Genomic DNA, 22031 nt, shown 5'->3' on the forward strand with positions numbered 1-22031 from the left:
CCGATTGCACTCACTTTTTTCACTTCTCTGCCTTATTGCGTAAGCATTGGTTGCCGAAGGCATCGCATCCCTCTTTAAAAACTGTCCGGAGTATTGTTCTAATCTTGGCTTTCTTTTCACTCCAAGCAGTAATTGGAACCACCTGAATTATAGGAACTCTCTCATTATAAGTATTGTTAGTCACAATAATGCAAGGTCGAATTTTTCCAGTTTCAGAACCCCTAGTAGGCTCAAGATTGACTTCAATAATTAGCCCCCGTTTCAGTTTTATTCTTTCGGCCATTCTTCTAAACCTAATGCCGCCAATTCCTGTAACTCTGTCTCTTCTGCATAGACTTCCGCATAGAGCATCGCCGATTCTTTCAACTGCTCGGTTTCTAACGCTAATTCCAACCGTTGAATCGCTATTCTAACCAATTCACTAGGATCTTTAAATCCATAGTTTTGACAGAGTTCTAAAAATTTTATCTGAGATTCATCTAGTTTAAATGTTTGCTCTTTCATAGTAAAAATACTAGGAAGCTTTAGAAAGTTAGTTGTGTCAAAAGCGGTTTTTAGAAAGCCACTATTTTTATGATAACATACATTCGTAGATAAAGTGCAAAAAAACTAGCAAGTATTAATAACACCATATTCACCCGAAAACTATGAAAAAAATCATCATTGGCATCATGGGCCCCGGCGAGAGTGCCACATCAACAGACTTAGAAAACGCCTATCAACTCGGACAACTCATCGCCGAAGCAGGATGGATATTGCTAACTGGTGGCAGAAATGTCGGCGTCATGGATGCCGCCAACAAAGGAGCAAAATCAGCTAACGGTTTAACAGTCGGCATCCTTCCGGGAAATGACACTCGCGGCTTTTCTGAATCTGTAGATATTGCCATTGTCACCGATATGGGAAACGCCAGAAATAACATTAACGTTCTTTCTTCTGACGTAATAATTGCCTGCGGTATGGGCACGGGCACTGCTTCGGAAATCGCCCTCGCTCTGAAAGCTAACAAACAAGTTATATTGTTAAATCACAGCGCCGAAAGTCAACTTTTTTTTAAAGGTTTAGCACAATTTAAGATATTTGTGGTAAACAATGCTGTAGAGGCTATGAATCAAGCTCGCGAAATCCTAGTAAATCCAAGATGAAATCCAAGATGAGAGTAAGCAAATTCAACTTTTGTGTGATCGGCATTTTCCTGACTTTGGGGATTTTCGTCACTACCAAAGCAGACGGAAGAATTGCACAGTTCAGTTTCAGCAATAAACCCACTCAAAAATTAGCACAAACCCTCCCTCCTCCTCCCCCTTTCACACAGCCTCTTACCGAACAAGAAGCGCCACCTATTCGCAGCGAATCGGTGCCGGATCAAATAGCTTTAGCAACCCATTTGCAGACAATCAAAGCTAGACTCTACGGTGCTTACTGGTGTCCTAACTGTCACACGCAACAAGAACTTTTCGGCAAAGAAGCATTTACCGCGATTACTTACATTGAGTGCGATCCCAGAGGCAAAGATGCTCAACCGGATTTGTGCAAAGCTGCCAATATTAAAGCTTATCCCACTTGGGAAATTCGGGGTAAATATTACACGGGTCGGCAATCTTTGGAAAAACTGGCTATTTTATCCGGTTATAGAGGCAGCAGAAATTTTCAGCCACAACTTCCCTCTCCTTAAAATATCTAAATTAGTTCGCACTCGCCAACTAAGAAACCGGGTTTTTGAACCGAAATTGACGGGTTTCAGCAATTATTTTGGTTAAAAACCCGGTTTCTCGCCACCCCTGCGTCCTAGACTATAAATGTAAAGCGCTTATGGCGTACCTAAAATTATGAGTTTTATGAACCCAACTTCTGAATAATATGAATTGACACGACAGTGAGCTGGTTATTTAATTGTAATTAGGCGGACAGATATATGTCAATTTCAGACTAGCAGTTATTCAGGAGACTGAAGCGATGCAGTTACAATTTAGCAATAAACAATTAATCGGCAGCATTTTGCTGTGCTTTTCGGCAATTGCATTTCCCGTAACGAGCCAAGCTATAACAGTACAAGAAGTACCGAATCCCCGTCAAGTAAATAACACTTGGGTAACGGACAAGGCAAACATTCTCAGCGACAGCACCGAAATTCAGCTCAATCAAATGATTTCGGATTTAGAGGCAAAAAACGGCTCAGAAATCGGTGTTGTGACAGTTCCTGAAACTAAGCCATCGGCGACACCAAAAGCATTTGCTACAGAATTATTTAACTTTTGGGGTATTGGCAAAAAAGGTAAAAATAACGGAATTTTATTGTTGATTTCGTCGGGGGAACGCCGTGTTCAAATTGAAACAGGTTCTGGCATTCAAAGCATTTTGCCGGATGCGAAGGTAGTGGGTATTATTAAAACCGAAATTACGCCCAGATTTAAACAGCAGGACTTTGACGGGGGCACATTAGCCGGGACAAAGGCGTTAGTAAATGTTTTACAAACTACGACGGTAAATGCTCAATCTCAAACCACGCTGCCTTTGGCTCCAATCGTACCATCTCAAGGGCTGAAACCGTCACCAATACCTAGTCAATCGCCAGTTATTAGCAATAGTACATCCACAGATGAAGATTCATCGAATTTAGTCTATGGCTTACTTGGGTTGTTATTCATAGCATTCATAGCATTCATAGCGTTTATACCTTGCTTCATTATTTTCAGGATATTTCGCAGCTTATTTTCTCGGATATCTCGTTACCGCCACCGCTGTTATCCGCGCAATTACAGCAGTAACAATTGCAATTACAGCACTAACAGTCCCAATTACAGCAGTAACAATCACAATTACAGCAGTAACAATCACAACTATTGTGGTGGGGCTGGCGACTACAGCAGTAACAGCATCGATTACTGTACCAGTAGCGACTACAGCAGTAGCAGTAGCGACTGCGGGGGTAGCTTTGGCGGTGGCGACTCCAGCGGTGGTGGTGCCGGTGGCGACTACAGTATTAGCAACAGCGACTGCGGGGGTAGCTTTGGCGGTGGCGACTCCAACGGTGGCGGTGCCGGTGGCGATTACAGCAGTAGCAGTAGCGACTGCGGGGGTAGCTTTGGCGGTGGCGACTCCAGCGGTGGCGGTGGGGGTAGCGATTACAGCAGTAGCAGTAGCGATTATTGCGGTGGCGGCGACTACAACAGCAGTAGCAGTATCGACTACAGCAGTAGCAGCGACTACAGCAGTAGCAGTAGCGACTACAGCAGTAGCAGTAGTAGCAGCGATTCTAGTAGTGGGGGTGGCGGTGGGGATTGGTAATTCGGGAAGGGAGGCAGAAACCGACTTTTTTTAACAGGAATTAGTCCCCCTCTGCGGGGACTTTATTTGTTTAATTACGGCTTCAACTGCCCAACTCGCGATGGAGTAGTTAACTAAAATACTCTTCAACAATTTTCAAAATCCGCGAAGCCGCCAAACCGTCACCAAAGGGATTAATTGCCATTGCCATTGCGTTGTATGCTTCGGAATTGCTGAGCAATTCTGCCGCTGCCGAGAAAATTGTATCAGAATTTGTACCTACAAGTTTAGCAGTACCTGCAGAAATTGCTTCTGGTCTTTCTGTGGTTTCTCGTAATACTAAAACGGGCTTGCCCAAACTAGGTGCTTCCTCTTGCAAGCCGCCGGAATCTGTGAGGATTAAATGACATCTCTGAATGGCTCCTACTAATTCTGCATAATCCAATGGTTCTGTTAAAAAGATTCTGGGATGGTCGCCCAAAAGAGCTTTTAAAGGTTCTCGGACTGTGGGATTTCGATGTAGAGGTAAGAGCAAGGCTGTATCGGGAAATTTATCTAAGATTTGGAGAAATGCGTGAGCAATTCCTTGTAAGGGTTCTCCCCAATTTTCGCGACGGTGAACAGTTGCTAAGATAGTGCGATATTGGCTCCAATCTAAGTTAGGAATGTTGCATTCTGGTTCGCGTTTGGCGACAGAAAGCAAAGCATCGATTACTGTGTTGCCTGTACGGTGAATTTCTCCCAAAACGCCCGATCGCCCTAAATTCTCTTGGGCCAGCGCTGTCGGGGCAAAATGCAGCCTTGTGAGCTGAGATATCAACCGTCGGTTAGCCTCTTCGGGGTAAGGATTGAACACGTCGTCTGTGCGCAATCCGGCTTCTACGTGACCTACGGGTATTTTCTGGTAAAATGCAGCCAAAGTAGCGGCAAACGCTGTCGTTGTATCGCCCTGTACTAAGACGATGTGGGGCTGCAATTCTTTAAACAAGGCTTCTAAACCCTGCAAACTCCGGGATGTAATATCCGTCAAGGTTTGCTGGTGCTGCATAATTGCTAAATCCCGATCGGCTTTTAGATCGAACATTCGCATTACTTGTTCGACCATTTCTCGGTGCTGACCGGTTAAAATTACTTGGGTGTCAAAGGTTGGCGAACTTTTGAAGAGTTGAATTACTGGGGCTAGTTTAATCGCTTCCGGGCGAGTTCCTAAGACGATGCAAACGCGGTGTGTGGCTTCGGGCATGGTAAAATTGGGTAGTTGAGATTGGTGAGGGTTTTAAAGGCTCAATATTTATAGCAGGTTTGAATCGTTGGTTAATAAGATTTATTTTTTTGGGAACCGCAGAGGGCGCAGAGGGCGCAGAGGAGGGAGAAAAGATAGAGAGGAAGGGGTTTATTGAGGGTGTTATATAGTTTTATCTCGCACTGTTGGTACATTTTTATTGTTTAATTGTCATGCCTTATCGCTACATTCTATTTTATAAACCCTACGATGTTTTAACTCAATTCACTGACAACTCCAGCGAAACTAAACGCAGCACTCTCAAAGACTATATTCCTATTCCTAACATTTATGCAGTAGGAAGGCTCGATCGCGATAGTGAAGGTTTGTTGCTGCTAACCGATGATGGACAAATGCAGCACCGCCTCAGTGACCCGAAATTTGCTCATCCCCGCACTTACTGGGTGCAAGTGGAACGAATTCCTGATGCAAGTGCGATCGCAGCTTTGGAGAGAGGTGTCACAATTCAAGATTATCGGACTCGATCGGCAAAAGTGCAATTATTGTCAGCAGAACCACCTTTGCCGCCCCGCGAACCGCCGATTAGATTTCGCAAAAACGTGCCGACAGCTTGGCTGGAAATGACTCTCACAGAAGGCCGCAACCGCCAAGTGCGCCGGATGACCGCAGCAGTAGGGTTTCCGACGCTACGGCTAGTCAGATGTGCGATCGGGCATTTGCGTCTCGAAGGTCTCAAACCCGGTGAATGGCGCGAACTAACTCAAGCCGATTTGAGATTTTAGATTTGAGATTTTAGATAGGGGAATTACAGTCAACCGCCTTGACATTTAGGACATTCTTGATATCTGAAAGTATTACTGCGACTGCATTTCCCTTCTTCCTTCTTCCGACTTCCATCGGACTGAAATCCGTTAAATCCGTTAAATCCGTTACATCCGTTACATCCGTTACAGAATCCGTTGCCGAACTTCCTTCTGCTTACTTTCGAGGCGGCAAAATAAAACTCTCGTTTCCCTCCTTATCTTTTTGCACCTGAGCTCCCAACTTCACAAGAGCTTGTTTCGCCCTTTGACGCACCAACTTATCAGTTGTTTGAGCATAAACTGTGCTCCAAGCATTAAACCGCACCGGCACGCTATCGGGATCTCGGCGCAAATACTCAGCAGTTGCTCGAAACATCGGCGCCAATTTCGACCCTTGCGGGCTTCCTTCCACCCAATCAGCGGCCATTTCGTGAGAGCGAATTGAGTCGGGAATATCCCCCAACAGCAGCAACTCATCAATACCTTTAGTTCGCCACACTATCCAGGATTGGGAATGAAGTTGCGGCGAAACGGCAAGGGCCCTAGTACCACGCTCTATAAAGTTAACAGCAGTTTCAGGCTTTCCCTGATAAAAAGAAATAGCTGTGGAAAGAAACAGGTAGATGTCAGCCCACCGCGGGTCGCGCTGCGTAACTATGTCAAAATAATCTTGGCTCAGATCGTAGCCCGTCACATCTCGGGCTTCGTCGTCGCCAAAATACTGCAAAAATTTGAGAAATGTCCAATCTGCAATTAAATTGTCAAATCCAAAACTAGGAATAGTTTTGAGCATTTTTAGCCGCAGGGCTTCTTGCTGCGCTTCTTGCTGTGCAGCTTGCTTGAACTGGGCAGCAGATATTCCAGAAGGCTGCTTCTGCCCCTGAACGCCAACTGGGGACATTCCGCCCAACTCCCCGCTAGACTGCATGGCGACGACCCCCGCCAGCGCTGCTAGACCGATAACTCCATTAAGGAGCAGGCTCAACCACTTACGCGAAAATTGTTCGATTTTAGCTTCCACGGCACTTTATAAATCCAAGTTTTAAATTAAGTTTATTGAAAGAGAGTAATAATTGGTTGGCGATCGACTATGAATCTCGTTAAACTGTCCAAAGGGATGGTGGAGCCTCCACACAATAGTTGAAGTAGTAGTGTGAGATTTTTTAGCAATATAAAATCTCAAATCTAAAATCTAAAATCGAATTGAGCCAAATTCAATGAATCAAGCCCGCAGACGCTTTTCTAAATTACAGGCAGCCCTGTTCAGTGGGGCGATGGCAACAACCGCTTCGATATCTTTACTCGTTCCTGGGCTGAGTCAATCAGTCCGCGCCGAGCTTCAAGATAGCCCCAAAGCTGTCTTAGACGAAGCTTGGCAAATTGTGAACCGAGACTATGTTGATGGCAGCTTTAACAAGACTGACTGGCAAGTGACCCGCCAAGAACTGCTGAGCAAAAATTATACCTCTCGCGAAGCTGCCTACACCGCCCTCCGCAAAGCCCTAGAGAAATTAAACGACCCCTACACCCGCTTCATGGACCCGAAGCAGTATGAAGCGCTGACGAATCAGACATCCGGGGAACTGACAGGGGTGGGGATGAGGCTGGAAGAAGACGAGAAAACGAAAGTGATTACCGTAGTCGAGCCGATGGAAAATTCCCCGGCCCTGAAGGGAGGGATTCTAGCGGGCGATAGGATTTTGGTGATTGACGGCAAAACTACCAAAGGCATGACTGTCTCGGATGCGGCTCAGATAATTCGGGGCGACGAAGGCACGAAAGTCACGCTGCGGATTGCTCGTGAGGGCAAAAGCGAATTTGATATCACTCTGACTAGGGCGAGAATTGAGGTAGCAGCGGTTCGCTACAGCCTCAAGAATGAAGGCGGTCAGAATGTGGGTTACATCCGTTTGCAAGAGTTTAGCTCCCACGCGGGCGAACAAATGCAGGCGGCGATTAAAAAGCTCTCGGATCAGAAAGCTGACGCTTTTGTTTTGGATTTGCGGGGCAATCCCGGCGGGTTACTGCGAGTGAGTATTGATATCGCTCGGATGTGGATGGATACAGGGGCGATCGTCCGCACAGTCGATCGCGCGGGCGATTCTCAGGAAATGCGCGCAAACCGCACTGCAATAACTGACAAGCCTTTGGTGGTGCTCGTGGACGATAACTCTGCCAGCGCCAGCGAGATTTTGGCCGGTGCTCTGAAGGATAATAAGCGCGCAACTGTGATGGGCGGCCAAACTTTTGGCAAAGCTTTGGTGCAGTCGGTGCATTCTTTGGCTGACGGTTCGGGATTGGCGGTGACGATCGCTCACTACTATACTCCCAACGGTACGGATATCAGCCACAAGGGGGTTACTCCCGATGTTAAGGTGGACATCACAGACGAACAAAAGCTGAAATTAGCTAACAAACCGATGTTGGTTGCGACTAAGGACGATCCTTGCTACGCGCAGGCGATCGCACTTTTGAAAACTACTGCTTCCTCGGCGCGTCCCGTGGCCGCTAATGAGGTTCTTGTTCCTAAGAAGTAGTTGAAATTAGCACTTATTAACAATTAGCTTTAAGATGAAACCCGCGCCGGCGGGTTTTATTTTTGTAGTTTTATTTAGCCTCAGATTGCTAGAAAATGGTTTGTAATAACAGCCAACTATTTAATCCTACTATAATACTAGCCACTAACCAAGCTAAGGCTTTCAGCCAAAATGGATTCACAAACTCTCCCATTAAGTTGCGGTTTGAGGTAAACATTACCAAGGGAATTACTGCAAACGGTAATTGCAAACTGAGAATCACTTGACTGAAAACCAGTAAATTAGTTGTACTACCTTCCCCAAACAAGATAATTACGATCAAAGCCGGCACAATTGCAATCAGTCGAGTCAGCAAGCGTCGCAACCAAGGTCGCAGTCGAAAATTTAGAAACCCTTCCATCACAATCTGTCCTGCTAGAGTTGCAGTCAAGGTTGAATTCTGCCCCGAAGCTAATAAAGCAAAGGCAAAAATTGCACTAGCATAACTCACCCCCAGTACCGGAGAAAGGAGTTTGTAAGCATCTTGAATTTCAGCTACTTCTTGATAGCCCGAAAAGTGAAATGTTGCAGCAGACAATATCAGAATTGCTGAATTAATAAACAAAGCTATTGACAGCGCTACGGTAGAATCAATTGTGCCAAATTTAATTGCTTCCCATTTTTTCTCGGAGGTTTCTTGCCAAGCACGAGTTTGCACGATCGACGAATGCAAGTAAAGATTGTGCGGCATCACAGTTGCCCCTAAAATACCAACCGCAATATAAAGCATTCCCTGATTTTGCAAAATCTCTAGCTTCGGAACATAACCGAGTAAAACTCCTCCGGTATCTGGTTTGGCAAAAAATATTTCGGCAATAAAACAACCGCCAATAATTGCAATAATCGTAATTACCAAAGCTTCGATATAACGAAATCCTTTCCCTTGTAAAAATAACACCATTATCACATCTAGCGCAGTGATGCACACACCCCAAACTAAGGGAATGCCAAATAGCAATTGCAGTCCGATCGCACTTCCAACAAGTTCCGCTAAATCGCAAGCTGAAATAGCAATTTCACAAAGTATCCACAGCAAAAAACTAACTCGCGGACTGAAATAATCTCGACAAGCTTGTGCCAAATCTCGTCCCGTTGCCACTCCCAAACGCACGCAGAGTGATTGCAGCAAAATTGCCATCAAATTAGATAGCAAAATCACAGTTAATAGCGCATAGCCAAACTTTGCTCCCCCCGCTAAATCAGTCGCCCAGTTTCCGGGGTCCATGTAACCCACTGAAACTAAATATCCAGGCCCTGCGTAAGCCAGCATTGTACGCCAGAAGCCTTTGCTGTTGGGAACCGGGATGCTGCGGTGGACTTCAGGAAGGCTGGGTCTGTTTTCGGGGTGAGTCATTGGTTTTACCGTTAAATAATTTTCATATTCTTTTCATAATCTCACAAAGGTAGCGGAATTTCATCAGTCGCATCGAAATCCGGCAGAGTCACCGTATATATTAAGTTGTGTATATTTTGAGCCTGAACCGAGGTGCGCGATCGACTATGATGAGGTCGATCGCCTCAGTGACAGCTTGATCGCCTGAGTATCGGTACGATCGCCTGACAGACTCTTTTAAGATACAAGGGGCGGGTAAACCTGCCAATATTTGCCAATAATTAACAATCTCAAAAACCCGCTTGACCGGGATATCACGGTTAATAGTGAGGAACACTACCCCCGTCAGATAAAGAATGCCGGCGTTGGTGAATTAGGGTATGATGATTTGAGAGTACGAGCGCCAAAAAATAACACTTCACAAAACGCAGAGCTTATAGAATGTCCTGAATGTCAGTCAACTCATGTTAATAAAAATGGTCATAAAAAAGGTAAACAGAATTATATTTGTGTCGGTTGTGGCAGACAATTTATAGAGGGCTATCAACCTCATAAAGGTTATTCTGAAGATGTGAAACGTGAACGTCTCAAAATGTATGTCAATGGCCTGGGTTTTCGAGCAATTCGGAGAGTCAAAAATGTGCATCATACGACAATCATTAATTGGGTCAAACAAGTAGGAAAACTCTTGTCAGATTTTTATGAGGCAGAAATAACTCCACAAGTGGGAGAATTAGATGAATTAGAGACATTTGTTGGCTCAAAAAAAACTTGCACCAGGTTATGGACCGCAGTAGACCATTTTAAACCAGGTATTATAGGATGGGTTTTAGGCGGCCATAGTGCCAAAACCTTTGAACCACTATGGGAGATTGTTAATAAATGGAAATGCCATTTTTATGTGACAGATGGATGGAAAGTTTACCCAAAGTTTATTCCCGATGGAGATCAGATTATTAGCAAAACATATATGATAAGAGTTGAGGGTGAGAAGACAAGATTAAGGCATTATTTGGCTCGCCTAAAACGAAAAAGTCTTTGTTATTCTAAATTAAACAGCAAGTTGCTAAGATATTCAATTCAGTTACTAATTCACTATCTAAAATTTGCAGATGTTCCAGTTCCGTATCAAAATCAAATAAATCATTTTCGCTTGTCTGCGATCGCACTATAAGTTTATCATACCTTGATTCAGCAAAGTTGATTAAAAAAGGGGCAACTCGCGTCGCCCCTCATCTATTTAAGCAACTGTAAAATTAAACTTCCACAGCAATCTTTTGTTCCGAAGCCTCCGGCGAATTCGCTTCACTTGGCGGCACAACTTGCCAGAACTTAGGCAAATATTCCGACCAATTTGCCAAAATTTTCTCAGCTTTCTTGCTGCCAGTTCGATCGCACTGAGCCTCAATCAACTCCTTCAATTGCGCCTCCCCAGCCGCCGTACAAACCCGCTGCATCTTCACAATCTCCCCGTTGACATGAGCCGGGAAACTCCCATCTTCATCGAGGAAATAAGCCAAGCCGCCAGTCATTCCAGCGCCGACGTTGCGGCCGACTTTTCCTAACACCACAATCACGCCACCAGTCATGTACTCGCAGCAGTGATCGCCCGCACCTTCAATGACTGCTTTCGCCATCGAGTTACGCACCGCAAACCGTTCGCCAGCTTTACCCGCAGCCAACAGAGTTCCCCCCGTCGCACCATACAAACAAGTGTTACCGACGATCGCATTTTCAGAAGCATCATAAGTCGCACCAGCCGGCGGTGCGATCGCGATTTCGCCGCCGTGCATCCCTTTACCAACGTAGTCGTTGGCTTGGCCTGACAGTACCAGCGTCATCCCCGGCAAATTGAATGCGCCGAAGCTTTGGCCCGCGCTACCAGTGAAATTGAGGGTGATTTGACCGCTAAAGCCAGTGTTACCGTGTTGCTGTGCGATCGCACCACTGATTCTTGCGCCTACAGTGCGATCGGTATTCACCAATTTTACACTCTTGCTAACAGTGCCGTGATTGGCGATCGCACTTTGAATCTCAGCATCCGCCAGCAAATCGTCGTCTAACACAGGCCCGTTGGTGTTTACGTCGCCGTGGATCAAGAAAGATCGATCGCTCTTAGTATCCGGTAACTTCGTCAAACAATCCAAATTAATCGCTTGAGTTTTAGTTAGTTTCACCCCATCGCGCATTTTCAGCAAATCCGCACGGCCGATGATATCTGCGATCGACTTATAACCCAATTTCGCCAGCAAACTCCGCACTTCTTGTGCTACGAAATAGAAGAAATTAACAACGTGTTCCGGCGTTCCGGGGAACCGTTTCCGCAAGTGTTCTTGTTGAGTTGTCACGCCCACGGGACAACTATTCATGTGGCAAACGCGAGCCATAATGCAGCCTTCTGCAATCATTGCCACCGTGCCGAAACCGTACTCTTCGCCGCCCATCAAAGCGCCTACAATCACGTCCCAGCCGCTTTTAAAACCACCGTCAACGCGGAGCAAAACTCGATCGCGCAATTTATTTTCCATCAGCACCCGGTGAACTTCTGTCAAACCGAGTTCCCACGGAGAACCTGCGTGCTTAATCGAACTCAATGGAGAAGCACCAGTGCCGCCATCGTGACCGGAAATTTGAATCACATCAGCATTTGCCTTGGCGACACCAGCGGCTACAGTCCCGATGCCGACTTCCGACACCAACTTCACCGAAACTCCTGCTTTCGGATTGATTTGGTGCAAGTCAAAAATCAACTGCGCCAAATCCTCGATCGAATAAATATCGTGGTGAGGAGGAGGCGAAATCAGCGTCACACCCGGTTTTGATCGGCGCAAATAAGCAATGTACTCGCTCACTTTCGCCCCTGGCAATTGACCGCCTTCACCCGGTTTCGCACCTTGTGCGATTTTAATTTCGATTTGTTGGGCGTTCATCAGATACTCAGGAGTCACCCCGAAGCGTCCCGAAGCTACCTGTTTGATGGATGAAGAAGCTGTATCGCCGTTCTGCAAACCTTTTAAGTGAGGTAGCGTTTGTGAGAAACCCGCCTCGCTCACATCGTTTAGCACTTTGTAGCGCACCGGGTCTTCGCCACCCTCGCCGGAGTTGGATTTGCCGCCGATGCGGTTCATCGCAATCGCTAGCGTTTCGTGGGCTTCCGGGGACAAAGCGCCGAGAGACATTCCGCCGGTGGCGAAGCGCTTGACCACATCTGCTACAGATTCTACGTCTTCAATGGGAATGGAAGGGCGATCGCTCACAAAATCCAGCAAATCCCGCAAAGCCGTTACCGGGCGGTTTTCGAGCAGTTTCTTGTAAACCTCGTAGTGATCGTAAGCCGTGTCAGAATTTTTGACACCCATGGGTGTCATTTTTGGTTCGGCCCCATTGCCGTTACCGTTGCTTCCTTCTTCCTTCTTCCTAACATCCGTTACATCCGTTACATCCGTTACAGAATCCGTTGCCGAACTTCCTTCTTCCTTCTTCCTTCTTCCTTCGTTAAAAGTAGTCACAGCCTTGTGCAAAGCCTTCGCCATTTCCGGGCTGTTCATGTGATATTCACCGCCCCGGCGGTACTGCACAAAGCCGTAATTTTCCAGCTTTTTGAGGTGCAATTCTGGGAAAGCCTGACTGTGGAAAGACATTACCTCGTTAGCCAATTCCGCCACACTCAAACCGCCGATCCGAGAAACAGTGCCTTTGAAACCCAAATCGAGCAAATCGCCGCCAATACCGATCGCCTCAAAGATTTGCGCCCCTTGATAGCTAGACAATAGCGAAATCCCCATTTTCGACATAATCTTCAGCAAGCCGTTTTCCACCGCTGTGCGGTATCTAGCTTGAGCCTGTGTGACGGTAATATTGGGAACTTTGCCGTGCTGCATCAAGTTTTGAGTCTTGGCGTCAGACCACCAAGCGCGCACGCTTTCCAAGGCCAGGTAAGGGCAAACAGCCACCGCACCGTAACCGAGCAAACAAGCGAAGTGGTGAGTGCTCCAACATTGGGCGGTATCCACAACCAGCGAAGTTTGCATCCGCAGGCCGACGCTAATTAAGTGGTGGTGAACCGCACCAACTGCCAGGAAGGGCGGAATATAAGTGCATTCTGCACTCAATCCAACAGAAGATTCGCCTTCTGCCTTCGAGATTCGATCGCTCAAAATCAGAATTCTCGAACCCTCGCGCACCGAAGCAGCCGCCTCTTGACAAAGTTGCTCGACTGCGCTCTTCAAACCTCCAGGCCCGGCAGAAATTTTGTAAAGCGTTGACAATTCCGTAGCTAGGAAAGACTTTTGGTCTTTCAAGACAGACAGTTCAGCGTCGTTGAGTACGGGGGAATCAATTTTCATCCGCTTGGCATTTTCCGGCACTGCTTGCAGTAAATTGCCCCGCAGGCCCACATTCATCGTCAGCGACATCACCATCCCCTCGCGCAGGGGGTCGATCGGCGGATTTGTCACTTGAGCGAACCGCTGTTTGAAATAGTTGTACAGCAACTGAGGCTTTTCTGACAACACAGCCAAGGGAACGTCATCGCCCATGCAGAAAGTCGGTTCTTTCCCAGAACTCGCCATCTCGACGATCACCATGTCCAAATCTTCGGCGGTGTAACCGAAAGCAGTTTGGGTTGCTAACAGCGTTTGCGAGTCGAGAGTTGCTGTTTCGGCAAAAGGCTGCGGTTCCAAGGTTTCGCGGTTTTGTTTCAGCCATTCGCCGTAGGGATGCCGCTTGGCAATTCGCTGTTTGAGTTGCCAATTTTTGAGAATTTCTTGAGTTTGCAGGTCAACTGCAATCATTTGTCCGGGCCCCAAACGGCCTTTTTCGACAATATCTGCTTCGGGAATATCCACAACTCCCGCTTCGGAAGCCACAATTACCAAACCGTCTTTAGTAATGCAGTAGCGGGCCGGCCGCAAACCGTTGCGATCGAGCGTAGCACCTACTTGTTTGCCGTCGCTGAACACCAGCAGTGCTGGGCCGTCCCAAGGTTCTTGAATGCCGCTGTAATATTCGTAAAAATCGACAATTTCGGGATAGGTCGCCAAATCCGGCTGATTTTTGTAAGCTTCGGGCACCAGAATTGTCAGGGATTCCAGGGGAGTGCGACCGGAGTGCACCAACAACTCCATCACGTTGTCCAAGTTTGCCGAATCGCTGCTTTCAGGATTGACAATTGGGTTGAACGTGTCGATATCAGCTTGACTCCAATTCGGGTGAGCTAAATTGGCTTGCCGCGCCTTCATCCAGGTAATATTGCCCAACAGCGTGTTAATTTCCCCGTTGTGTCCCAGCAAGCGCATCGGCTGGGCTAAGCGCCAGCGGGGCAGGGTGTTGGTGCTGAAGCGCCGGTGATAGACGGCAAAGGAGCTTTTATAAGCGGGATTTTTCAGGTCTGGGTAAAATTCTGCTAGTACGGCCGATCGCACCATGCCTTTATAGACGATCGTGCGGCAGGAGAAAGAGCAAGTATAAAAGTCTTCGCGGGTGAAGTTGGGGCGATTTGACAGCGCGTGTCCGATCGTGCGGCGCGCCAGAAATAGGTGTCTGTCGAGTTCGTCTCCGGCTAAGTGCGGTGAACTGACAATTACTTGTTCGATTTGAGGTTGATTTTCTAGCGCTTGCTCGCCCAAAACCGACGGTACAATGGGAACTTTGCGCCATCCCACAACTGTTAGCCCGCGATCGGTCAGAACTTGCTCAACCACCTGCCGCGCTATAGTTGCTTGAAATTTATCTTGAGACAGAAACAGCATTCCCACGCCGCAGTTTTCCCGCGCCGGAGGCACAATTCCTTGTTCGGCAAACCAAGCATCCAGCAATTCCCAAGGAATCGCGGTCATTAAACCCGCACCGTCGCCGGAATCTTGGTCGGCGCTGCAACCGCCACGGTGTTCTAAACAAGTTAAAGCTGGGAGTGCTTTTTGAATAATCGAGTGCGTAGCTTCGCCGCTTTGGTTGGCAATAAAGCCCACACCGCAGGCATCTCTTTCTTCCACTAACCAGCTTTGGCCGGCATAGGGAGTTCCTCGCTCACTCTGATGCACGTTTCTGTTTGGATCGATCGTGTTACCCATGTTGATTGAATGTTATTTCCGTGATTGTGTAGTTGATACGTTTTTATAGCTCGGAGACAGAAGGCTGCCGAGCGGTGGGAGCCTAGTAAACTTTAAGACAGCACATTGGAAGCTGATTTGATTAAAAATTTACGTCTATGCGGCCTGTACTTAGCACTGAAACCCTGTTTGCAGATTTTAAATTATCTCGCTCGCATCCTCTCGGAGATGTCTCCTAGAATACCCTGCTGTTAAAAAGCTGTGATTCTTTGGGAAATCGCCGCCCTGCAACTAGATACATTGCAGGGGATTCCCTACGGGATAGCTTCGCTTCGCGAGTTTTTTGTGTGGGTTTTTCCTGAGTTCGGAAGGGTAGCCTTGCGGACTCAGGTAGATAGTAACTTTAGCGTTATTTTGCTTGCTGCGCTGTTGAGTTGCTTTCGTCAGCGCCCGCAGACACAAAAACCACCTGCCCGCTCAGTCGGTAGGTGCAATGTAGCAGCGCGGTTCACAACTGGTGAAACCTGTCTTATTGTGAAGTCAACTCTCAAGCCGCGAACATCAAGTTTATCAAAAAATTGATAAAATTTCACCCATTACAGTCAGAGTTGGGGTGCAAGTCTTATAAGCGATCGTCCAGAGCCGAGGCTAAGATGTCTGGTCGAAAAAGGTTGACAGTTGTCCCTAACCCTAATTTGTATTTTTTTAGCTACAAACGTTTTTGACACTCTCAGGTCTACAGACGCGCTTGATTCTTGATTCGTTGAGGCGATTTGCTGATGCAGGATTTCTAACCTTAACCCTGTCTGAATTAAATACTTGGTCTAAGTATTCAATTCAGACATTGAACTAATACCAAGACGCATCGTTAATTAACTTAGCTAGGCAAGAATTTTTCCCCCTATTTTTTATCCTATTAATTAGATTCTTAACTTCCTCTTCAATGAACGGCTGTCATTCAATCAGCGTTATACTCCTTCATTTTCTACTTAGCCTCAACTCCTGTATCAATATCTCTTACCTAAAATATTAAGTCTTGTTTTTTAAATGGCGTTTTCATAATTTGAGGTACAAAGTAGATTAAACTAAGTATAGTTAATCAATAGCACGGCCGATAGAGCGAAAATAGTAGATAGTAACTCTAAAAAGCTTCAGGCTTGACAGAAGCAGTAGGAATACGTAGATATGGCTAGCATAACAAATATTTTTCGAGGATATCAGATTAACGAGCAAATATACGCAGGCAATCGAACTCTAGTTTATCGTGCCCGTCGGTCTTCCGATCAGCAGCCCGTAGTGATAAAACTGCTGCGAAATGACTTTCCCCGCTTCCACGAATTGGTTCACTTCCGCAATCAGTTTGTCATTACTAAAAACTTAGAGATACCCGGCACTGTCAAGGCATACAGCCTGGAAACTTACCATAACCACTATGCTCTGGTGATGGAAGACTTTGGCGGAATTTCCTTAAATAGCTACCTCGCTAGTTTAGTGTTCGCCAGCAATGAACCTCTGGAAGGCTTGCCCATTAACGAGTTTCTTCCCATTGCAATTCAAATTGCCAACTCGCTTGATGGACTTTATCGCCACCACATCATCCATAAAGACCTCAAACCGGCGAACATTTTAATTAACCCCGTTAGCAAACAAGTTAAGCTGATTGACTTCAGCATCGCTTCTCTGTTGCCGCGCCAAACCCAAGAAATTCAAAATCCCAACCTCCTCGAAGGCACTTTACCTTACATATCTCCCGAACAAACTGGGCGAATGAACCGAGGCATTGATTACCGCACAGATTTCTACTCTCTGGGAGTCACATTCTACGAACTGCTGACGAGACAGTTGCCTTTCCAAAGCGAAGATCCGATAGAGTTAGTACACTGTCACCTTGCCAAGCAGCCTATTCCAGTTCATCACCTCAACAATAACGTTCCATTGGTCCTATCTGAAATTGTTAGCAAACTGATGGCAAAGAATGCTGAAGATAGGTATCAAAGTGCGATCGGACTCAAGTTTGATTTGGAAACTTGTTTGTACCAATGGCAAAAAACTGGAGAAATAGCCTCTTTTAAACTAGGGCAGCGAGATTTGTGCGATCGCTTCATCATTCCCGAAAAATTGTATGGTAGAGAGAACGAAGTATTCTCCCTACTAGCAGCCTTCGATCGCGTGAGTGCAGGAAGCGCGGAAATGATGCTGGTGGCTGGCTTCTCAGGCATTGGCAAAACCGCCGTAGTCAACGAAGTTCACAAACCGATTGTCGCAGCTAGAGGCTACTTCATCAAAGGCAAATTCGACCAATTTGGGCGCAGCCAACCCTTCTCAGCTTTTGTACAAGCTTTTCGCGATCTAATGGGTCAATTGTTGAGTGAAACCGACGCTAAAGTTGAGCAGTGGAAAACTCAAATTATGACAGCATTGGGCGAGAATGCTCAGGTAATCATTGAGGTAATTCCTGAACTAGAACGGATTATCGGAGAGCAACCACCCGCACCAGAACTTTCGGGCAGTGCTGCCCAAAATCGCTTCAATCGCTTATTAGAGAAGTTCATTCAACTCTTCACCACCCAAGAACATCCCCTCGTCATCTTCTTAGACGACTTGCAATGGGCCGACTCAGCCTCATTGAACTTGATTCAACTTCTGATGAGCGATCGCGATCGCCACTATCTCTTATTAATTGGAGCGTATCGAGATAACGAAGTCAGCCCCGTACACCCTTTGGTACTGACATTATCCGACATTCAACAAACGGGAGCTACGGTAAACACCATTACCCTTGCACCGCTCGATTGCTTCAATTTGAATTGTTTGATTGCCGATACTTTAGTTTGTTCTAGAGCGTTGGCTATGCCCTTAACAGAACTGATCGATCAAAAAACCCAAGGTAATCCGTTTTTTAGCACGCAATTCCTCAAATCTTTGCATGAAGATGGGCTAATTACCTTTAATTTTGAGGAGCGGTATTGGCAGTGCGATCTCGCCACAGTGCGAACCTTAGCCCTGACAGATGATGTTGTAGAGTTCATGGCGCTTCAATTGCAAAAGTTGCCACTCGATACGCAAGAAGTTTTAAAGTTAGCTGCCTGCATTGGCAACGAATTCGATTTAGCAACGCTGGCGGTAGTTTGTGAAAAATCTTCGTCCGAGACGGCAGCCAACTTGTGGCCTGCTTTGCAAGCAGGGTTGATTCTCCCACTGACTGAAGTTTATAAGTTTTTTACTTCAGACGAGTTTGAATTCACAAATCAGGATTCAGAAGGAGAAAGCAATACTTCTGACTCGTGGTTCCAGAATCCTGAATCCTGTTATTACAAATTTCTGCACGATCGCGTACAGCAAGCAGCTTACGTTTTGATCCCAGAATCTCATAAACAATCCACTCACCTCAATATTGGTCAACTTTTGTTGACTAATACTCCAACAACCGAAAGGGAAGAGAAAATTTTTAATATAGTCAACCAGTTGAATTATGGTGTTGATTTAATTACGGAGCCAACCGAGCGTTACCAACTGGCTGAGTTGAATTTGATCGCGGGACGCAAGGCGAAGACTGCTACTGCTTATGCTGCAGCACGCAAATATTTAAGTTTTGGCAGGCAAATCCTAGCTGCCGATAGCTGGCAAACGCGCTATGAAACAGCCCTAGAACTGCACGTATTAGGGGCAGAAACCGCATACCTGAGCTATGATTTTCAGGACATGGAGGAATTAGCAGCTTTAGTCCTACACAATGCCAGAACGCTACTGGATAAGGTCAAAGTTTATGAAATCGAGCTTTCTGCTTGTACGGCGCAAGTCAAACCTCAACAAGCCGTTGAAATGGGGTTAGCAGTTCTCAAACTCTTGGGAATCTGCTTTCCAGAAAATCCAACACCGGCAGATATTCAGCAGGGACTAGAGCAAACCGCGTCACTTTTTGCTGGGAAAAAAATTGCGGACTTTATTGATTTGCCAGAAATGGAAAATCTCCAAAAGCAAGCAGCCTTGCGAATTTTATCAGCTATAGTTTCTCCAGCCTACATCACTGCTCCACTTCTCCTGCCACTGGTTATTGTCGAAATGGTTCAGTTGTCGGTTAGTTATGGGAATGCTCCCTTATCTGCTTTTGCTTACGGTTTGTATGGATTGGTATTAAGCGGTGTAGTTCAAGACATTGAAACTGGGTTTGAATTTGGGCAATTGGCGTTAAATATTGTTGATTTATTTAATGCTAATTACCTCAAAACCAAAGTATATTATACAGTCGGCGTTCACATCATACATGGTAAACATCATGTTAAAGAAACCATCCCTCTTTTAAAAGAGGGTTACGCCAGAGGACTGGAAACAGGAGAACTCGAATTAGGATATTCAGCCAAAGAAATCTCTCAATATTCATATTTAATCGGTCGCGAAATTGCGGGACTAGAAGAGGAGGTAGCGACTTACTGCAATGCGTTGGTTCAATTTAAACAAGAAGCAGCGTTAAATTATACTCAAATCGTTCATCAGGCTTTATTAAATCTGCTGGGGCGATCGGAAAATCCATGTCAATTTGTGGGAGATGCCTACAATGAAGAAATAATGCTCCCCTTTCACATCCAAGCAAACGATCGCAACGGCCTCCACTATTTTTACTTCCATAAACTGCTGGTGTGTTACCTGTTTGGAGAAACCGAGCAAGCTTTAGAAAATGCTCGGCAAGCCGCACAGTATTTAGACGCGGTAACGGGTATGCTCAATGTGCCGATGTTCTACTTTTATGACTCTCTAGCACGGCTGGGAGTGTGTAGCGAGGTGGATTCATCGGAAGAGAAACAAGAACATCTGCAAAAAGTGAAAAGCAACCAGGAAACCCTTCATAAATGGGCAAATAACGCCCCCATGAATTTCTCGCACAAATGTTACCTAGTGGAAGCCGAACTGTTCCGAGTGCTGGGTGAAAATGTGCAGGCGATGGAGAGTTACGATCGCGCCATTTTTCTTGCTAAAGAAAACGATTATCTCAACGAAGAAGCTCTGGCGAATGAATTGGCTGCTAAATTCTACCTGGTATGGGGGAAAGAAAAAGTTGCCCAGGTATATCTAAGAGATGCTTACTATGCTTATGCTCGTTGGGGAGCGAAAGCAAAAATCGACGATCTAGAACAACGCTATCCCGAACTTCTGGCTTCTATCTTGAAACAGGAAAATGCTCGTTCGTTCGAGAAAGGTACTACATCCCATGAGACTTCATTGATTTCTAGTCATCGCCAAACAATTGCTGGCAGTACGAGTACCACAGTAATAGATTTACCAACAGTTATCAAAGCTTATCAAGCTTTGTCTAGCGAAATTAAGCTTGAACAATTGCTCACTACCCTGATGGAAGTGGCGCTTCAGAATGCAGGCGCTCAAACAGGAGTATTAATTTTGAAAGAAGAGGACAACTGGACAATCGCCGTCCACTGTAGCGATCGCCAAGGCTGTCTTCTGCAAGAAAATATTGGGATTGAGGAGAGCGAATCTATTCCCCCGACTGTGATTAATTACGTCAAACGCACCCAGAAAACGCTAGTTTTCGATGATGTCAAGACTGAATTAATATTTGCTTCTGATCCCTATATCAAGCAGCACCAACCTAAGAGCATCCTATGTACTCCGATTATCCATCAAGGCAAAATGATGGCAATTCTGTATTTGGAAAATAATCTGACGACAGGGGCATTCACTGGCGATCGCGTCGCCCTCCTCAACATTCTGTGCTCCCAAGCTGCCATCTCGCTGGAAAACGCCCGCTTGTATCAGCAATCTCAACAGCTTTATCAACAATCTCAGGATTACGGTCAAAAACTAGAGCACTCTATCAAGGATCTCAAACAGATGCAGTTGCAATTAGTGCAGGGAGAGAAGATGTCTGCTCTGGGAAATTTAGTCGCAGGGGTAGCCCACGAAATTAATAATCCCGTAGGCTTTATCGCCGGCAATTTGCAACCTGCTCAAGAATACGTGGGGGATTTATTCAATTTGATTGATTTGTATCAAGAAAAATTTCCCAATCCGGGAGTGGAAATTGAAGCAGAAATTGAGGATATGGACTTGGAGTATTTGCGAGAAGATTTGCCCAAATTGATTGGTTCAATGAAGGAGGGAGTCGAGCGCATTCGCAATATCAGTACGAGTTTGAGAACGTTTTCCAGGGCAGATAGCGATCGACCCGTTTCTTTCAATATTCATGATGGACTCGACAGCACTCTGCTGATTCTCAAGCACCGTTTAAAAGCGAGCGAGTTCCGCCCTGCGATTGAAGTTGTGAAAGAGTATGGTAACTTGCCCCTAGTGAAATGCTTTCCCGGACAGTTGAACCAGGTATTTATGAATGTGCTGGCTAATGCCATTGACGCTCTGGAAGAGTCAAATAAGGATCGCAGTTTTAGTGAAATTAAAGCCCTACCTAATCAAATTACGGTTCAAACTGCTCTGAGCGAATCCAAAAATCAGGTTTTGATTCGGATTAAGGATAATGGAGTGGGGATGTCGCCGGAAGTCCAAGAAAACATCTTTAACCACTTATTCACAACCAAGCCTGTGGGTCAAGGAACCGGGTTAGGATTGTCGATCGCTCACCAAATTGTTCTGGAAAAACATGGAGGTACGTTACTCGTGAATTCTTCCCTGGGTCATGGTTCGGAGTTTGTGATTTCTATTCCGGGGTGAGCATTTCGTAGTAGGGTTTAGCGCAATTAGCTCAGTTTAGTAAGAAGAAACATACGGATATTCCGGGTTTCTAGACACCCA

13 protein-coding genes are annotated in these 22031 nt (G+C 46.0%); 7 read left to right on the forward strand and 6 right to left on the reverse strand.

The annotated features are described in order from the left end of the window. Positions 1 to 19 precede the first annotated feature (19 nt). Both QUB37_RS09700 and QUB37_RS09705 read right to left on the reverse strand, forming a co-directional pair. The gene (locus QUB37_RS09700; RefSeq protein ID WP_333161335.1) at positions 20 to 283 is read right to left on the reverse strand and encodes a type II toxin-antitoxin system PemK/MazF family toxin; all 264 of its coding nucleotides are present in this window, start codon (positions 281 to 283) and stop codon (positions 20 to 22) included. Continuing rightward, a complete protein-coding gene (locus tag QUB37_RS09705) occupies positions 268 to 504 on the reverse strand; it encodes a hypothetical protein (RefSeq protein ID WP_333161337.1) in 237 nt (78 codons plus the stop codon). Before QUB37_RS09705 ends, QUB37_RS09700 begins: the two co-directional genes overlap by 16 nt. Before the next feature lie 143 nt (positions 505 to 647). On the opposite strand from QUB37_RS09705, the gene QUB37_RS09710 reads away from it, so the two are divergent. The 3 genes from QUB37_RS09710 (at position 648) to QUB37_RS09720 (ending at position 3288) form a co-directional block, all read left to right on the forward strand. Next, positions 648 to 1145 (forward strand): TIGR00725 family protein, encoded by a 498-nt coding sequence (locus QUB37_RS09710; RefSeq protein ID WP_333161338.1) that lies wholly within the window; start codon positions 648 to 650, stop codon positions 1143 to 1145. Positions 1146 to 1153: 8 nt separating this feature from the next. Further along, positions 1154 to 1675: a hypothetical protein gene (locus QUB37_RS09715; RefSeq protein WP_333161340.1), complete on the forward strand. Its 522-nt coding sequence runs from the start codon at positions 1154 to 1156 to the stop codon at positions 1673 to 1675. Positions 1676 to 1956: 281 nt separating this feature from the next. Further along, positions 1957 to 3288 carry a TPM domain-containing protein gene (locus QUB37_RS09720; protein ID WP_333161342.1) on the forward strand — a complete coding sequence of 444 codons (1332 nt, stop codon included), beginning with the start codon at positions 1957 to 1959 and terminating at the stop codon, positions 3286 to 3288. A gap of 109 nt (positions 3289 to 3397) precedes the next feature. Here QUB37_RS09720 and wecB read toward each other — a convergent pair whose 3' ends face one another. After that, positions 3398 to 4510 (reverse strand): non-hydrolyzing UDP-N-acetylglucosamine 2-epimerase, encoded by a 1113-nt coding sequence (gene wecB / locus QUB37_RS09725; protein ID WP_333161344.1) that lies wholly within the window; start codon positions 4508 to 4510, stop codon positions 3398 to 3400. Between the two features lie 212 nt (positions 4511 to 4722). Here wecB and QUB37_RS09730 point away from each other — a divergent pair, with 212 nt between their 5' ends. Further along, positions 4723 to 5292, forward strand: a complete 570-nt coding sequence (locus tag QUB37_RS09730; protein WP_333161346.1) for a pseudouridine synthase — start codon at positions 4723 to 4725, stop codon at positions 5290 to 5292. A gap of 196 nt (positions 5293 to 5488) precedes the next feature. Here the strand turns inward: QUB37_RS09730 and QUB37_RS09735 are convergent, their stop codons facing one another. Then, positions 5489 to 6334, reverse strand: a complete 846-nt coding sequence (locus tag QUB37_RS09735; RefSeq protein ID WP_333161348.1) for a hypothetical protein — start codon at positions 6332 to 6334, stop codon at positions 5489 to 5491. A gap of 196 nt (positions 6335 to 6530) precedes the next feature. Here QUB37_RS09735 and ctpB point away from each other — a divergent pair, with 196 nt between their 5' ends. Further along, a complete protein-coding gene (gene ctpB / locus QUB37_RS09740) occupies positions 6531 to 7850 on the forward strand; it encodes a carboxyl-terminal processing protease CtpB (protein WP_333161350.1) in 1320 nt (439 codons plus the stop codon). A gap of 88 nt (positions 7851 to 7938) precedes the next feature. Here ctpB and QUB37_RS09745 read toward each other — a convergent pair whose 3' ends face one another. Beyond that, positions 7939 to 9243, reverse strand: a complete 1305-nt coding sequence (locus QUB37_RS09745) for an Nramp family divalent metal transporter (protein ID WP_333161352.1) — start codon at positions 9241 to 9243, stop codon at positions 7939 to 7941. Positions 9244 to 9658: 415 nt separating this feature from the next. Between QUB37_RS09745 and QUB37_RS09750 the strand changes: the two genes are divergently transcribed. Beyond that, positions 9659 to 10396 carry an IS1 family transposase gene (locus tag QUB37_RS09750; RefSeq protein ID WP_333161534.1) on the forward strand — a complete coding sequence of 246 codons (738 nt, stop codon included), beginning with the start codon at positions 9659 to 9661 and terminating at the stop codon, positions 10394 to 10396. Positions 10397 to 10478: 82 nt separating this feature from the next. On the opposite strand, the gene QUB37_RS09755 is transcribed toward QUB37_RS09750, so the two are convergent. Next, positions 10479 to 15293 (reverse strand): glutamate synthase-related protein, encoded by a 4815-nt coding sequence (locus QUB37_RS09755; protein WP_333161354.1) that lies wholly within the window; start codon positions 15291 to 15293, stop codon positions 10479 to 10481. Between the two features lie 1164 nt (positions 15294 to 16457). Here QUB37_RS09755 and QUB37_RS09760 point away from each other — a divergent pair. Next, positions 16458 to 21950: an AAA family ATPase gene (locus tag QUB37_RS09760; protein WP_333161356.1), complete on the forward strand. Its 5493-nt coding sequence runs from the start codon at positions 16458 to 16460 to the stop codon at positions 21948 to 21950. Positions 21951 to 22031: the final 81 nt, after the last annotated feature.

The organism is Microcoleus sp. AT3-A2, from assembly GCF_036705685.1.
Lineage (GTDB): Bacteria > Cyanobacteriota > Cyanobacteriia > Cyanobacteriales > Microcoleaceae > Microcoleus.

Excerpts from the sequence above, each read along its gene's own strand:
- QUB37_RS09745 (WP_333161352.1), bottom strand. The coding sequence starts at position 9,243 with ATGACTCACCCCGAAAACAGACCCAGCCTTCCTGAAGTCCACCGCAGC.
- QUB37_RS09705 (WP_333161337.1), bottom strand. The coding sequence starts at position 504 with ATGAAAGAGCAAACATTTAAACTAGATGAATCTCAGATAAAATTTTTA.
- QUB37_RS09760 (WP_333161356.1), top strand. The coding sequence starts at position 16,458 with ATGGCTAGCATAACAAATATTTTTCGAGGATATCAGATTAACGAGCAA.
- QUB37_RS09710 (WP_333161338.1), top strand. The coding sequence starts at position 648 with ATGAAAAAAATCATCATTGGCATCATGGGCCCCGGCGAGAGTGCCACA.
- QUB37_RS09715 (WP_333161340.1), top strand. The coding sequence starts at position 1,154 with ATGAGAGTAAGCAAATTCAACTTTTGTGTGATCGGCATTTTCCTGACT.
- QUB37_RS09755 (WP_333161354.1), bottom strand. The coding sequence starts at position 15,293 with ATGGGTAACACGATCGATCCAAACAGAAACGTGCATCAGAGTGAGCGA.
- QUB37_RS09720 (WP_333161342.1), top strand. The coding sequence starts at position 1,957 with ATGCAGTTACAATTTAGCAATAAACAATTAATCGGCAGCATTTTGCTG.
- ctpB (WP_333161350.1), top strand. The coding sequence starts at position 6,531 with ATGAATCAAGCCCGCAGACGCTTTTCTAAATTACAGGCAGCCCTGTTC.
- QUB37_RS09730 (WP_333161346.1), top strand. The coding sequence starts at position 4,723 with ATGCCTTATCGCTACATTCTATTTTATAAACCCTACGATGTTTTAACT.
- QUB37_RS09700 (WP_333161335.1), bottom strand. The coding sequence starts at position 283 with ATGGCCGAAAGAATAAAACTGAAACGGGGGCTAATTATTGAAGTCAAT.
- wecB (WP_333161344.1), bottom strand. The coding sequence starts at position 4,510 with ATGCCCGAAGCCACACACCGCGTTTGCATCGTCTTAGGAACTCGCCCG.